Origin of the sequence: Arcobacter aquimarinus (genome assembly GCF_013177635.1) — a bacterium.
GTDB classification, from domain to species: Bacteria; Campylobacterota; Campylobacteria; order Campylobacterales; family Arcobacteraceae; genus Aliarcobacter; species Aliarcobacter aquimarinus.
Genome location: NZ_CP030944.1, coordinates 615,080 through 629,020, shown reverse-complemented (window position 1 = coordinate 629,020; position 13,941 = coordinate 615,080). Strand labels below are relative to the sequence as shown.

At 28.5% G+C, this 13,941-nt stretch carries 16 protein-coding genes; 2 read left to right on the top strand and 14 right to left on the bottom strand.

The annotated features are described in order from the left end of the window. The first annotated feature begins 51 nt into the window (after window positions 1–51). Window positions 52–726, top strand: a complete 675-nt coding sequence (locus tag AAQM_RS03125) for a rhodanese-like domain-containing protein (protein WP_129096077.1) — start codon at window positions 52–54, stop codon at window positions 724–726. A gap of 14 nt (window positions 727–740) precedes the next feature. Here AAQM_RS03125 and AAQM_RS03120 read toward each other — a convergent pair whose 3' ends face one another. Continuing rightward, window positions 741–1,901, bottom strand: a complete 1,161-nt coding sequence (locus AAQM_RS03120) for an HD-GYP domain-containing protein (RefSeq protein ID WP_129096078.1) — start codon at window positions 1,899–1,901, stop codon at window positions 741–743. A gap of 80 nt (window positions 1,902–1,981) precedes the next feature. Here AAQM_RS03120 and AAQM_RS03115 point away from each other — a divergent pair, with 80 nt between their 5' ends. Next, complete coding sequence (locus tag AAQM_RS03115) at window positions 1,982–2,899, top strand: MBL fold metallo-hydrolase (RefSeq protein WP_129096079.1); 918 nt, start codon at window positions 1,982–1,984, stop codon at window positions 2,897–2,899. A 20-nt stretch (window positions 2,900–2,919) separates the two neighbouring features. On the opposite strand, the gene AAQM_RS03110 is transcribed toward AAQM_RS03115, so the two are convergent. From AAQM_RS03110 to AAQM_RS03050, 13 genes are all read right to left on the bottom strand, one after another. Next, window positions 2,920–3,711: an alpha/beta hydrolase gene (locus AAQM_RS03110; RefSeq protein ID WP_129096080.1), complete on the bottom strand. Its 792-nt coding sequence runs from the start codon at window positions 3,709–3,711 to the stop codon at window positions 2,920–2,922. 34 nt (window positions 3,712–3,745) lie between these two features. Beyond that, complete coding sequence (locus AAQM_RS03105; RefSeq protein ID WP_129096081.1) at window positions 3,746–4,183, bottom strand: DsrE family protein; 438 nt, start codon at window positions 4,181–4,183, stop codon at window positions 3,746–3,748. A 4-nt stretch (window positions 4,184–4,187) separates the two neighbouring features. Further along, window positions 4,188–4,634, bottom strand: coding sequence for an MOSC domain-containing protein (locus tag AAQM_RS03100; RefSeq protein WP_129096082.1), 447 nt, complete (start codon window positions 4,632–4,634; stop codon window positions 4,188–4,190). Beyond that, window positions 4,631–5,428 (bottom strand): thioredoxin family protein, encoded by a 798-nt coding sequence (locus AAQM_RS03095; RefSeq protein WP_129096083.1) that lies wholly within the window; start codon window positions 5,426–5,428, stop codon window positions 4,631–4,633. Before AAQM_RS03095 ends, AAQM_RS03100 begins: the two co-directional genes overlap by 4 nt. Before the next feature lie 95 nt (window positions 5,429–5,523). Continuing rightward, window positions 5,524–7,302, bottom strand: a complete 1,779-nt coding sequence (soxB, locus tag AAQM_RS03090) for a thiosulfohydrolase SoxB (protein ID WP_129096084.1) — start codon at window positions 7,300–7,302, stop codon at window positions 5,524–5,526. 136 nt (window positions 7,303–7,438) lie between these two features. Beyond that, window positions 7,439–7,861 (bottom strand): hypothetical protein, encoded by a 423-nt coding sequence (locus tag AAQM_RS03085; protein WP_129096085.1) that lies wholly within the window; start codon window positions 7,859–7,861, stop codon window positions 7,439–7,441. A 12-nt stretch (window positions 7,862–7,873) separates the two neighbouring features. Then, window positions 7,874–8,788: a sulfur oxidation c-type cytochrome SoxA gene (gene soxA / locus AAQM_RS03080; RefSeq protein WP_129096086.1), complete on the bottom strand. Its 915-nt coding sequence runs from the start codon at window positions 8,786–8,788 to the stop codon at window positions 7,874–7,876. Between the two features lie 34 nt (window positions 8,789–8,822). Continuing rightward, on the bottom strand, window positions 8,823–9,128 hold the full coding sequence (gene soxZ, locus AAQM_RS03075) for a thiosulfate oxidation carrier complex protein SoxZ (protein WP_129096087.1): 306 nt from the start codon (window positions 9,126–9,128) through the stop codon (window positions 8,823–8,825). A 58-nt stretch (window positions 9,129–9,186) separates the two neighbouring features. After that, window positions 9,187–9,639 (bottom strand): thiosulfate oxidation carrier protein SoxY, encoded by a 453-nt coding sequence (soxY, locus tag AAQM_RS03070; protein WP_129096088.1) that lies wholly within the window; start codon window positions 9,637–9,639, stop codon window positions 9,187–9,189. 15 nt (window positions 9,640–9,654) lie between these two features. Next, complete coding sequence (soxX, locus tag AAQM_RS03065) at window positions 9,655–10,008, bottom strand: sulfur oxidation c-type cytochrome SoxX (RefSeq protein WP_129096089.1); 354 nt, start codon at window positions 10,006–10,008, stop codon at window positions 9,655–9,657. A 13-nt stretch (window positions 10,009–10,021) separates the two neighbouring features. Then, window positions 10,022–11,215: a c-type cytochrome gene (locus AAQM_RS03060; RefSeq protein WP_129096090.1), complete on the bottom strand. Its 1,194-nt coding sequence runs from the start codon at window positions 11,213–11,215 to the stop codon at window positions 10,022–10,024. Further along, on the bottom strand, window positions 11,184–12,518 hold the full coding sequence (soxC, locus tag AAQM_RS03055) for a sulfite dehydrogenase (protein ID WP_129096091.1): 1,335 nt from the start codon (window positions 12,516–12,518) through the stop codon (window positions 11,184–11,186). Before soxC ends, AAQM_RS03060 begins: the two co-directional genes overlap by 32 nt. 240 nt (window positions 12,519–12,758) lie before the next feature. Further along, entirely contained in the window at window positions 12,759–13,931 is a 1,173-nt protein-coding gene (locus tag AAQM_RS03050; protein ID WP_129096092.1) for a cation:proton antiporter, read from the bottom strand. Window positions 13,932–13,941 lie beyond the last annotated feature (10 nt).

Here is a 13,941-nt window from a genome sequence, read left to right as displayed (position 1 = left end):
GATTATTTGTTATAATCATTTATTATTTATTTTAAAATTAAGGAGAAAGAAATGATTAAAATAATTTTAGGAAGTTTTGTTTTAGCAACATCAATTTTCGCAGTAGATTTACAAACAAATGGTGTTGAAGTTAAATTTAAAAATTCAAAAGATGAACAAAAAACAGTAGTTATAAAAAGAGAAAAAAAAGAAGAATGTAAAGATGTAGGATTTGACCCAAAAGTAGTATATGGAGGAGTTCATCAAGCTGCTGAAAATGTAAAAGCTGATTGTAAAAGAGCCTTTGTAACTTATATGGGGAAGATTTCACCTATAAAATATTCTGATAAAGTTGAAACTTTTGGAGAAGTTGAAGTTTTAGATTTTATTGAGAAATCTAAAACTGATAAGAATTTGATGTTAGTTGATTCAAGAACAGAAAATTGGTTTTTCCATGAAACAATTCCAACAGCTGTAAATATTCCATATATTTATACAAAAAAATCTCAATATCCTGATGAATTTGAAGAATATATGGAGATTCTTGGTGTAACAAAAGTAGATGGGAAATATGACTTTACAAATGCAAAAACAGTTTTAATGTTTTGTAATGGAGCTTGGTGTGGACAATCACCTGAGTCTATGAAAGAACTAATCGCTATTGGTTACCCTGAAGAAAAACTAAAATGGTATAGAGGTGGAATGCAATCTTGGTTAAGTTTAGGTTTAACTACTGTAAAACCATAAAAAAAGAGAGTTTTTTAACTCTCTTTTAAAATCTTCTCTAAATCTTCAATTATTGTAATATCAAATCTATTTTCACTTGCTTCAAATTTTAGAATTTCTATTGCTTCATCGTGACTAAAAAGTTCTCTATACACTCTATCTTCCCTTAATGCATTATATGCATATAACGTTTGTAATAATCTATCTTTAAAATTTAAATTTTTTGCACTTAAACCCAAAATATAACCGCTTCCATCGAGTCTTTCTTGAATTTTTATAGCCCAAGAAGTAATATCTGAAAAACCTATAATATTTTGTAAAATCTTTTTTGTATAGTATGGATAAGTTTTTATTTTTTCAATTTCATAAATATTTAACTCATCAACTTTTTCAAGTAAATCTTTTCCTAAAGTTAATTTTCCAATATTACATAAACTTGATGCTATTAAAAATGTTTGTTTATCTTTGTGTTCAAATTCATAAAAATCAGACATAATTTGAGCTAATTCGATCAATTTTGATTGAGGATTTTCAATTTTATGAAAAATTGTTGTCATTTTCAAAATATCTTCAAAATCTAAAGGTTTTGTAAAATCATATAAAGAAGCATAAATAAACATCATTGTATCTTGCTCGTTTAACATATCTTGCCAAAAACTCACATCTTTTACGCACTCAAAAAACTTCTCTATAATTTGTCTTGAAAAATATATATCCAAATTCTCTTTTACAAACTCTATTGCATCAAACCTACTTTTAATATTTTCTTTTCCAAAATCATACATAATATCCAAAGTTCTAGCCAAAAAAATAATTTGAGAAAAAAGAGGAATTTCTTCATTTTTTAAACCAAAAATTCCACTTCCATCAATTTTTTCTTTTTGATATAGAAGTATATTTTTATTTTGATTTAAAAAAATAAACTCTTTTGCACATTCATTTGATATTTCACAAAAAGTTTTATCATCATTACTTTGATTTAATCCAATTGAACTAAGAAGTGAATATGAACATAAATCACTTAATTCCTCAGGGCTTAAATCAAATTTTATTCCAATATTTAAAGCTATAAAAGCTACTCTTTTTGCATGTCCTAAACTTATTTTATATCTATTCTTTGAAACAAAATCTAAAGCAATACTTGTAGAAAGTAAAAAATTATTTAAATTAAATTGCATCTGTTTTTTCTTATCCATATGAAATATCCTATTACTATTAATTATATAAAAGTGATATTACAATATAATCTTTAATTATGAAATAAAAAAGGAAAAATATGTTAAAAAAAATTGCAATATTATCACTAACAACAGCTTGTGCCTTTGCTTTTAATTATGATTTAGAACCTAAAAAAGTATCTGAAGATGTTTGGTGTTTTTTTGGAAAACTTGAACCACCTACAAAAGAAAATGCAGGATTTATGTCAAATAGCTGTTATATAAAAACAACAGATAGTTATGTATTAATTGATACAGGGGCTAGTTATGGTTTTGCAAAACAAGCTTATGAAGCTATTGAGAAAATAGAAAAGTTGCCTGTTAAGACTATAATTACAACTCATGTTCATGATGACCACTGGCTTGGCAATAATTTTTATAAAGAAAAATTTAATTCAAAAATCTATGCTCCTGCACTTTTAAATAAAGAATACAATGAAAACTCTGAGATTAGAGGATTAGGTGTACTTTCAGATGAAGAAAAAAAAGGAACAAAATTTATTCCTGCTGATGAGATAATTAGTGAAGAAACAACTCTAAAAATTGGGAACAAAGAGATAATAATAACTCCAACAAAAGTAAAAGCTCATACAGCTGATGATTTATTTGTTTATCTACCAAAAGACAAAGTTCTATTTTCAGGAGATATCGTAATGAATGGAAGAGTTACATCAAATAGAGATGGGTCTGTTCTAGGAACATTAAAGGCTCTTGATATGATAAGCTCAAAAGATTGGGAGATTTTAGTAGCAGGTCACGGAACAGATACTTCTAAAACAGCAACTGATGAAACAACGAAATATTTTACACTTTTAAAACAAAGAGTAATGGAAGCTATTGAAAATGATATTGGAGCTGATGAAATAACTCAAATTGTAACTATGGAAGAGTTTAAAGATAAAGGACTTTATGATGAATTAAATAGTAAAAATGTCTTTGATGCTTTTAGAGAATTAGAATTTTATGATGGAGAGTAGACTTTTAGTCTACTTCTCTTTTATTCTTCTAAAAGTTCTGTTATAGCTTCTATAGATTCACTTGTCATATCTAAATCAATATGAGGAGCGTCTTTCGCTTCTACAAGTTTTACATTAAAACCCTTTTCTTTTGCCAAATTATAAAAATCAATTGTAGTTTGAGGTTTTGAAATATCATCAGCTGTTCCATAAACTAAAACAAATTTAGTCTCTTTATCTACTTTATCTAAAACATCAATTATGGAAATTGCTTCTTTTAAATGAGGTTTCTCTTTTTTGATATCATAAACTCCACCAGCACAAACAATATTATCTACTAACATTGGTTTAATCCCTGTTAAAGTTGCACCCATCATACAACCAGCACTATGACCAATATAAGTAACCTTACTTGCTTCATACTTAGTTTTTAATGCATTTACAAGTTCTCCTAAAAACTCAACATACTCTTGTTTAGCACCTAAACTTTCAACTCCATCATGAACTAAAGATGGAAAATTATTTGTAGAGCTTCCTGAATATCCTGGAAGTGCAACAGCTATTGTAGTAATATCTGTTCTCATAGATAAATCTTCTGCAAAAGGTGCATACCTTGCAAGAGTATCTGTTCCTTCATTCCATGTTCCATGAACGATTATATTTAGTGAACCTTCTTCATCACCTGAAAATTTTTTATAAGCAATACACTCATTTCCAGCAAATATAAAATTATCACCTTTTGAAGCACACTCTTCTTGTGAAATTTTAGCCGCATTTAAAGATAAACTTGAAGCAATTAAAAAACTTGATAACAATAAACTTTTTTTAAACATTTTACTCTCCTATTTTTAAATTGAAAAACTTAAACTAATAAGCTGTAACTCCGATAAAACCATCTTGTTGTCTTTCTATAACTTCAACTATTCCAGCTTGTGTAAAACTAATGCCATCTATAAAATCTTCTTCTTTCCAATTCATCGTTTCCATTGTATTTTTACAACCAATGAATTCAACATCATATTCCATCAAAGATTTGATTCTATTTAATGTATTTTCATCATAGTCTTTTTTTAAAACTCTCATACCTTTACCATAAGCAACAACAACTATTTTTAAACTTTCACTTGGATACTCTTTTAAAATATTATACATAGAACCAATTGTATGACTAACTGTATCTAAATCACCAACATATAAAGAATAAACAACCTTTCTTGGGTTATCAAAAGTTGGTTGTGGTTCACTAAATTTTGTTTGGGCATAAGAAAAAACTGCCATTAAAACTACTAAAATAATCTTTTTCATAAATTTATCCTTCTATTTTTACTATCATATCTTTTGATACGATTCCATTATTAACTATTCTACAATAAAGTCCTCTATGTCCTTTTAATAAAAGGGGTAAACTCTCATCAAAAACAGCTAAATGATTACAAACGGTACAAACTTGTGTTATTTGTATAATTGCATCTCCTATTATCAAATTTGTTCCAACTTTTAAAGTATGAGGATCAAAATCTAATAAAATATTTTCACCTAAACATCCAAACTCTAAATCTATACCTTTATCTTTTGCTATTTCATAAGATTCAACTCCCACTATCATAACTGTTTGTTCTAGCTTTTTTCCTGCAAATTTATCATTTTCAATTCCATAATCTTTTATAAGATTCAGATTTTCAACCTTTGGTCTTGGAAGTCCACTTGATTCTTTTGTAGCACTAAAAGTATCTAACACTTTTCCTATATTAATCATTTTATTCTATTCTCTTTCAAAATTTCTAGAAAATCACTTTTAGTCCAACTTCCAGGATATTGTTTTATAAACTTACCTTCCTTTGAAACAAAAAAGAAACTAGGAGTTATTTTTTTATAAACTTTTTGCAAATCAAAAGGTAATAACGATTCATCCATATCAACTTTTACAAAAATATAATCTTTTTGAAGCTCATTTTTAACTTCTTTTAAATCTAAAACTTCCCTATCCATTTTTTTACAAAAAAAGCATGATTTTGCTGTTGCATAAACTAAAATTTGTTTGTTCTCTTTTTTTGCTTTATTTAAAATAGCATTTTGATCTTTTGAAAATTCTTCTTTTTCTATTTTATCTTCATCTTTAAAATTATCTTTATATTCCATAAAATAAGTAGTTAAAAGTCTGTATTCTTCATCACTCAATAAAGTTTTCATACTTTTTTTATTATCATAAAATCCTAAAATATAATCATCACAAATAGAATTAAATCTATCAGGATTTTCTAAATAAGATTTTAAATATGTTTCAATTTCTATACTTTGCATTTCAGAATCACTTGCATCACCTATTTTTTTAGGACTATCCATAATCGCATAAACAAGCATATTAACAGTTGGAGCTTTTAAATTTAATAATTTATTCTCTTTTTCAAAAAAATTCTCTTTGATAGTGTTTATAGAAATATAATCTTGATGACATGATGAACACTTATTTTTAAATATAGTTTCACCCTCTTTAAAATCAGCAAATAAGTTTGTAATTAAAAGCAAACTTAACAATAAAAAATTCTTCACTTAAAATCCTTTTTCACTTCAATAAATAAAATATAAATATTCATTGAAATAAAAAAAGTATAAAGAGAAAACTCTTTATACTTTTAATCCTAAAATTAAATAATTCCAGGATTTCCTTTTACTCCAATAATATCAGGAGTATCAACTTTTACATTACTAATGTGTTTTACATTTTTTAAGTAAGTTTCTACAGTTTCCCAGATTGGCTCACCAGCAGAAACAGAACCAACAGTTGCCCAACCTGCAACTTTATACATTTTACTAGCTTCTAAAGGTTTTCCTGTTTTAGTTAATCTAATGTTTGTAATTCTTTTTCCAATTGTTTTATTTGGATCAATTGTATAAGAAATTCCACCTGTTCTTACCATATCTCCACCTTGTTGATAGAATGGATCTGCATTAAATAGATTATCTGCAACATCTTCTAAAATCATGTGAATATCAGCACCACTTATTTCTCTTAAATATGTTTCTGGATATGTCATAGCTGTTTGTGTAGCTAAATCATCAAAAGTAATAGCTTGACCTGGCATTACAGAAGTTCCCCATCTAACACCTGGAGACATAGCAATTTCTGCTCCTTTTACGTCAAGAAGTGCATCACAAATTATTTGATCCCAAGAACCATTAAAGTTACCTCTTCTAAATAAAGTTACATCTGTAGTTGCAATTTGTCTAGTAATTTGAGATAAGAAAGGTTTTCTTACATCATCAATATATTTTTTCATTGAAGGATCTTCTGGAATTAAATCAGAGAATATTGGTAAAAGTGTAAATTTAAAATCTTTAATTTTTCCATTTTGAACATCTAAATCAAGAACATTTAAAAATTTACCATTACTTCCTGCGTTACATACATAAGTAGTTCCTTCTGCATTTTTAACAGGGTATGCTTCAGGCACACCATCGTGTGTATGTCCACCCATAATAAAATCTATTCCAGATACAACCTCTGCCATTTTTTTATCAACATCAAAACCATTATGAGAAAGAACTATAATAGCATCAGGTTTTTCTACTTCTTTAACTCTATTGATAATTGATTGCATATTTTCAGGATCAATTGAGAAAGTCCAATCAGGCATATTATAAGCTGGATTAGCAATTGTACTATAAGGAAAGGCTTGTCCAATAATAGCAACTCTTATACCTTTTAGTTCTTTTATAACATAAGGTTTAAACATTCTAGCTTCGTCTTCATCATAAGCTTTTTCAGCAATTTCAGAACCATTCAAAAATGCATCTTCTTTAACTTTAATATTTTGAGCAACGAAATCTGCGTTTAATAATTCTAAGTTTTCCATAACTTCTGTATCTTTATATGTAAACTCCCAGTGACCTGTACATACATCAATACCTAATTCATTTAAAGCTCCAACCATATCTTTACCTCTTGTTTGTAAAGATGTCCAACTTCCTTGCCAAGTATCTCCACCATCTAAAAATAAAGTTTTTTCTTTATCAAAACTCTCTCTTAAATAATTAGCTACTGTTTTAATTTGAGCAAAACCACCTGTTCTTCCCATAGCTTTTGCATGTTCTTCAAAATTTATACATGAGTACGCATATTCTAATCTTTTATTTCCTTTTATTCCATAATGCTCAAGGAATTTTTCACCTACAATATGTGGTACTTTTCCAAAATTTGTATGTAATCCTAAATTTACACTTGGTTCTCTAAAATAAACAGGTAACAACTGTGCATGACAATCTGTCATATGTAAAATTCTTGCATTTCCAAATGGTTTTAATTTATAATAATCTTCAAGTTTATTTGATGTATCTGTCATTCTTGTATGTGAATTAGCAAAAACAGGTGCTGCTCCTAAAACAGCCATCATATAAACAAATTCTCTTCTACTTAATTTACTCATTTTATTTACCTTATTTTAATTATATATATAAATTTGAATTTTCCAAAAAACTCAAATTTATATAAAGCATTTTTTTTAAATAAAAAAAGTCAAGAGTTTAAATCTTGACTTCTTTTGAATTAAACATAACTAGAAACTAGTATTTATATCCGTCACTTGGACTTGCTAATTTCCAACCAGTTTTTCCTTGTTCATGTTGAGTTACTGCACTAATAGCAAATGCACAAGCTCTCCAAGCAGCATATTCAACTGTAAGTTCACCTGTTTTTTTCTTTTTATCATCAACAATGTCAATGTTTTTAGCACCTGATTTTAAAGCACCATCAACAGCTTCAATATATTGACTAGCTTTCATTCCAAGTCTCATAAATTCAACTTTATTATTGATTGCAATTTCATTATATTTTTTTGCTGTTTCTAAAACTTTTTCTATTCCATTAACTTTAACATTACACTCTTTTTTTACATCCAAATTAGCTAAATCAGATGCACTTAAGTAAGAAATACCAAAAGTTAACAATGCAGTTGCAGTTGCGATTTTTAAAACTGTATTTTTCATCTTATTCACCTTTTATTTTCTAACATCTGGACCATCAATAGCCATACCATTTGACATGTATGCTAAGAAATATAATAACTCTTTCATCTGTGTACTTTCATCTTTTGGTGGAACTTGTCCTTGATCAACTACACAACCTGACATTCTTCTTTCTAAAGTTCCAAGTTCATCCCATTTTAATCTATAAACTGGGAAATGTGTAACTTGCCCTGTTAAAGGAGAAAGTTTCTCATTTCTAACTCTTTGTCCTGCACCTTGAACGTGACATTCTGCACAAGAAAGTTTTAAATAACCTCTTTGAGTGTAATAGTATTGCTTACCATTTTCATAAGCTTTTTTAGCCTCTTCACTCTCTATTTTAATATCAAACTTTTTACCTGCTTCTTGTGTTGAATAAGCTATAAATGCTTGAAAACTAGCCATATCACCTTTTTTTGTATTCCACTCTTTTTCACCATTTGCTCTTAAACAATCATTAATTGCAGAAGTTAATGATACTAGTTCTTTTTTCTTTTCATCAAAATATGGATAAGTCCCTCCAACTGTTGGGTCAGGGAAACAAGTTGCTAATGAATTACCATTAGCAAACTTTTTGTTATATAACTCTTCCCCTTTTTCAATACCATCTTCATAAGGTGGCATCTCTTTAATAGCTTCATATTGTGATCTAGCATCTTTTGAATAAGAATAACTTCCTATTGCAAAATCATTATGTTTTAAATTTTTATCATAATCATTTTTTAACTCTTCATCTGTTGAATAAGGGAAAAATGTATTTCTATTTTTCTCTGGATCAGCAAATTTAGTTTCAAGATATTTAATAACAGCTAATCTATCTTTTTCTGCTCCAGCATTAAAATCGTTTGCATTTAAAGAGCACACAGTAAGTGCTATAACAGCTGCTGATTTTACTAATTTTGATAACATAGCATCTCCTTCTAATTTATTTTTATCAGCAATATTACTTAATTGTTGCAGTACTTACGTCTGTATTACCTTTTAAATCTTTCCATGTCAATTCAAGAACATCACCTGCTTTTGCACCTTTAAAGTTAAACTTTAAGTATGGATCTTTTGATAAAAATTGAGAAGTTGATGCTTCATAAACAACTTTATCTCCAACTTTTGCAATAACATAAGTAATAAAATTAACTTCTTTTTTTGCTCTTTCTGCTTCTTGATAACTTAACATTGGATGAGATGCTAATGCTTTGATTTCAACAACACCATTTTTTAATTTTGCTTTAATTTTTGTAGTACCTGACATATTATTTCCTTTTAATTTTATTTTTCATTTTTATTTAAATATTATTAGTTGAATAAAATCAACCACCACATCCACCAATAGTTACTTTTACTAATTTAGAAACCGAATATAATTTTCCATCAGCTTCAGCAATAACTGTAACTGTTCCAGTTTTTTGCATTTTAATTCTGATTGCATAATCAATTACAGAATCTGGATGTACTGTAAATACAGCAACTGCACTTTCTGGATTTGCATCTTGAAATACTGCTACTTTTGTTGCTTTTAATTCTGTATCAAAAGATACTGGAATAACTGCACCATTTTCAGCAATGTCTGGAGCACTTAAATTAATACTTCCTTCTGTTGTAGTTGTAGTTCCAAAAATTTCTTTTACAGCCTCATCTACTTTTGTTGCAGTCCATGCTTTTGGTTTTGTTTCTCTGAAATCAACAGCACTTAATTTACCTGGAATTGCAGCAACTGCAATAGCTCCTAAACCTAAACCTAAAAAATTTCTTCTATTTATCATTTTATATCCTTATTATTAATTTATTGTTTTTAAATAAGCAACAACTGCTTTAATTTCATCATCACTTAGCCAACCATTTTTACCAAAAGCTGGCATAACTGAGATTGGATTTGCTGTATTTGGATCATAAATCTTATCATACAATGCTTCATCAGGCCATGCTGATAAATATTGTAAAACAGGTCCCATACTTCCAGGACCATCTAAAGTTTTACCATTAGCAGCATGACAAGCTATACAATTACCTAAAGTATTTGTTGTATAGATTTTTTCACCCTTTTTTATCAATTCAGCATCAGAGGCGAAACCACTAACAGCAACAAAGCTACTTAAAACTGTTGCAGTTAGTAAATTTTTAATTAATTTCATCACTATCTCCTTATTATTTACTTGAATCAATCATATAATTTATAATTTCTTTCATTTTTTCATCAGATAAATCCATATTTCCACCCTTTGGAGGCATAGCATTTATTCCATTGATACCATTCTCATAAACTTTGTCTAAACCTTTTTCAGTTACTTTTTCCCAAGCTGCTTTATCACCTAAAACAGGGGCTCCAATTGCTGCATTTGCATGACAAGATGCACAATTAGTTTCGTATTCAGTTTGACCTGCTTTAACTGTCTTAGTATCTGTTTGTGGCCAACTTCTCTGTGTTGAAAGTGGTTGTCCAGCACTATCTTTTAAATCAACATTAATTTTTAAAACAAGATTTTTAACATCTTCTTTTATACAATCTTTCATACATCTTGTTCCTGTTCCATATATTTTTGGATCAGAAAGTAATGCTGTCATATTTTTAACACCTTGTTGAGGATTTTCAGGAGTATTAACTTCTGGATAAAATCCATCTTCATTTGGCATTTTAATTTTTAAAAAGTTTTCTTTATTAAGAACAGATTCATCATCTAATTCTTCACCATCAATAGTTATACCATTAACAGATAATAAATAAGCAGTAAGAGCATAAGTCTCACTATTTGTCAAACTTTTTGGATGATTAAATGGCATTGAATCTTGAATATACCAGTATAAAGTACTTGCATATGGCCAAAATGAACCTATTGTTTTCACAGGTGAATCTGGATTTGGATGCTCATCTGCTGGATTTAATCTTTGAAGTTTAAGTGATTCTTTTGTCCCACCTGCTAAAGTGGGATAACCTTTACCACCTGAACCAAAATCTCCATGACACATAGCACATTGAGCATCATAAAGTTCCTCACCCCATTCAACTGAACCTTCAGCTTTCTTAGGTTTTCCATTTTCATCTAATACAACTTTACCCTTTTCCATATCAAATTCAGGTAAACCAGTACCATCATACATTACATCTTTATTCCATGCTGCTATTTCTGTTTGTGTCGCAGTTCTACCAACATTATAACCTTTGATACTTTGAGTATTTACATGATAAGGTCCATATTTTCCATCTTTTACGGGATACTTAACAGCACCATCTACAGCAACATCATTTTTTGTTGAAGCATTAGCTGATATTGCTAATAAAGCTGATAATCCAACACTAAGAAGAGTTACTTTAAGCTTTTTTGTGTTTTCTAATTTGAACATTATTACACTCTCCTTTTCCTGTAATTTCCCAAGTTACAATTGCATTTCTATGGTAAACTGATTCTACACCCACTGCTTTAGTCTCTTCATCAATTGTAGGTTGTATATTTCCAAAATCATCATAAGCTCTACTTGATAATAATAAAGGCTTTCCATCCCACTTATAAATATAACTAAATCTAGTCCAAGATTTTGGTAATACTAAACCTTTTAATTTAGCTTCAACCCAATTATCTCCACCATCAAATGAAATATCAACACCTTTGATTGTTCCATGTCCAGTCCAAGCCAATCCTTCAATTTCTACCATGTCACCTTTTTTTAGGTTTGTCCAAGGTTTTTCAGGACATGGTGATGTTATAACTGAATTAACTTCATTTACCCAAAAATATCTAATTGCTTTACCTGATTTTTGAAGCATTGTATATTTAGAAGTCTCTTCTTTAGAATGCCAAGGTTTATTAGAAAATTCTAATCTCTTAAGCCATTTCGTATTCAAATTACCTTCCCATCCTGGAACAACAAGCCTAACAGGATAACCTTGCTCTGCTCTTAATGCTTCACCATTTTGAGCCCAAACAACCATTACATCATCTAAAGCCTTTTCAACTGGAATAGTTCTTGGATTTCCAGCATTATCACTACCTTCTGCAAGCATCCATACTGCATCTTTCTCTAATCCAATATCATCAAGTATTGTTTTTAACATAACTCCAGTCCATTGTGCAGCACTCATCATACCTTTCATGAATTGTAAACTATTAAATTGAGGTCCTCTCCACTCTGGACTTCCATTCGCAGGACATTCAATAAAATAAGTTCTTGTTTCACTTGGATATTTTTTTAAATCTTCTAAAGTTAAAACTACTTCTTTTTTAACTTTTCCATGAATCATTAATCTGAATTCATTTGGATCAACATGAGCTGTTCCACCATGATTTCTTGTAAAAAACAATCCATTTGGTGTAATAATACCTTCTGATTCATGTATTGGACACATAGAAATAGATGCATAAGCATCTCCTGATGATAATAAATCATGTGTTCTTCTAATATTATTATGTTCATACGGAGATGGCATTCCATATAGATTTTTATCTACAGGATCTCCTAATTTCATACCCCAAGGTGCTTCATTTATTATTGCAGGATCATCTGCTTTCGCAGAAACTGGCGATAAAACTGACGCAGCACTCAAGGCTCCAGCAGAATAAATAGCTGTTTTTCTGAAAAAATCTCTTCTACTTGTTACTTGAACAGCTTTAGAGCTAGTATCTTTTTGTAAAACTTCGCTGCTTTTCAACTTTAACCTCCTAAAAATTTTGACAACATTTAAAAAAATTCTTCATCGTTTTAATTATAGATATTAAAAGGTAAAATAAAACTTAAAATATTAATTTTTCTTATACAATGCTAATAAATCATACTAAATTTGTAGCATTTAAGTAGCACCTATAATAGGGAGTTATTTAAGATATTTTATTTAGTTATAATAGTAAAAAAGATGAATAACTATTCATCTTTTTTTTAAATTATTTTAATATTATTTTAATATTTTTTGAGGTTGGAGATTAAAAGTTTTATATAATTTTCTAATTAAAATCATAACAAAAAGTCCATCTATCATACTAGCTATAATAAATGAAAAATATTCAGCTTGAGTAATCAATCCATAATTAAATGAAAGCATTGCTATTGCTACCATAAATGTTAAAGGCATAGAATCACTCAATGCAAAAAGAGTAGCTTGTTTTAATTTTAAATAATTATAAAAAACTAAATATGAACTAATAAGTCTTATAAAAATTATTGCACACATAATAAAAATTGCATGTTCCAAAATATCATAAGTAATCATATCAAGCTTTACAGTTGAACCTGTATAAATAAAAAATATTGGTGCAAAAAAACCAAATCCAAAAGATTCAATTTTTTCAAGTAATTCATGTTTTTGATTAAAAAACATTTTAAAGAATAATCCAGCTGTAAAAGCTCCAAGAACAACATCAATTTTCAAAATCAACATTATTGAAACCAAAATTAAAAGTAAAGATATTGAAAATCTTATATCTTGGTCATGTTTATCATTTTGAGTATCAGGAATCAAGAACTTTTTAAGTTCTGGAAACCACCAAAATATCATATAAGAAAGTCTAAGAAGTAATATAGTAACTATAACAACACTTATTATTGTAAGGATTGAAACAAAAAAACTTATACTTAATCCATATTCTGTCCAACCACTAAATAAAGTAAGTGCTAATATACTAATTACTTCACCTACAACACCTATAGATAAAGCTAAATTTAACCATGGTTCTTCTTTTCCATACTCTTTAATAAGCATCATAATCATACCTAAAGAGAATATTGGTAGTGCAACAAAATAAGTTAATCCTAAATCAAACACCCAACAAACAAGCGCTGAAATTGTATAAAGTAAGATAAAATATAGGACAACATTCACAGCAAGAGTAGCTTTTATCACTTTTACCAATTTAAAATTTATCTCTAAACCAGCTAAAAACATCAAATAAACAAATCCAAATTTAGCTACTAACTTTAAAGTTTCATCATCATAAATAAGCCCTAAATATCCGCAAATTACTCCTAATACTATCTCTACAACAACAATAGGTGCTTTAACAATTTTTGAGATTATTGGAGCTGTCATTATTATTGTACAAATTGTAATTATTAAAAAAAATTTTTCCATTTTCTTCCTA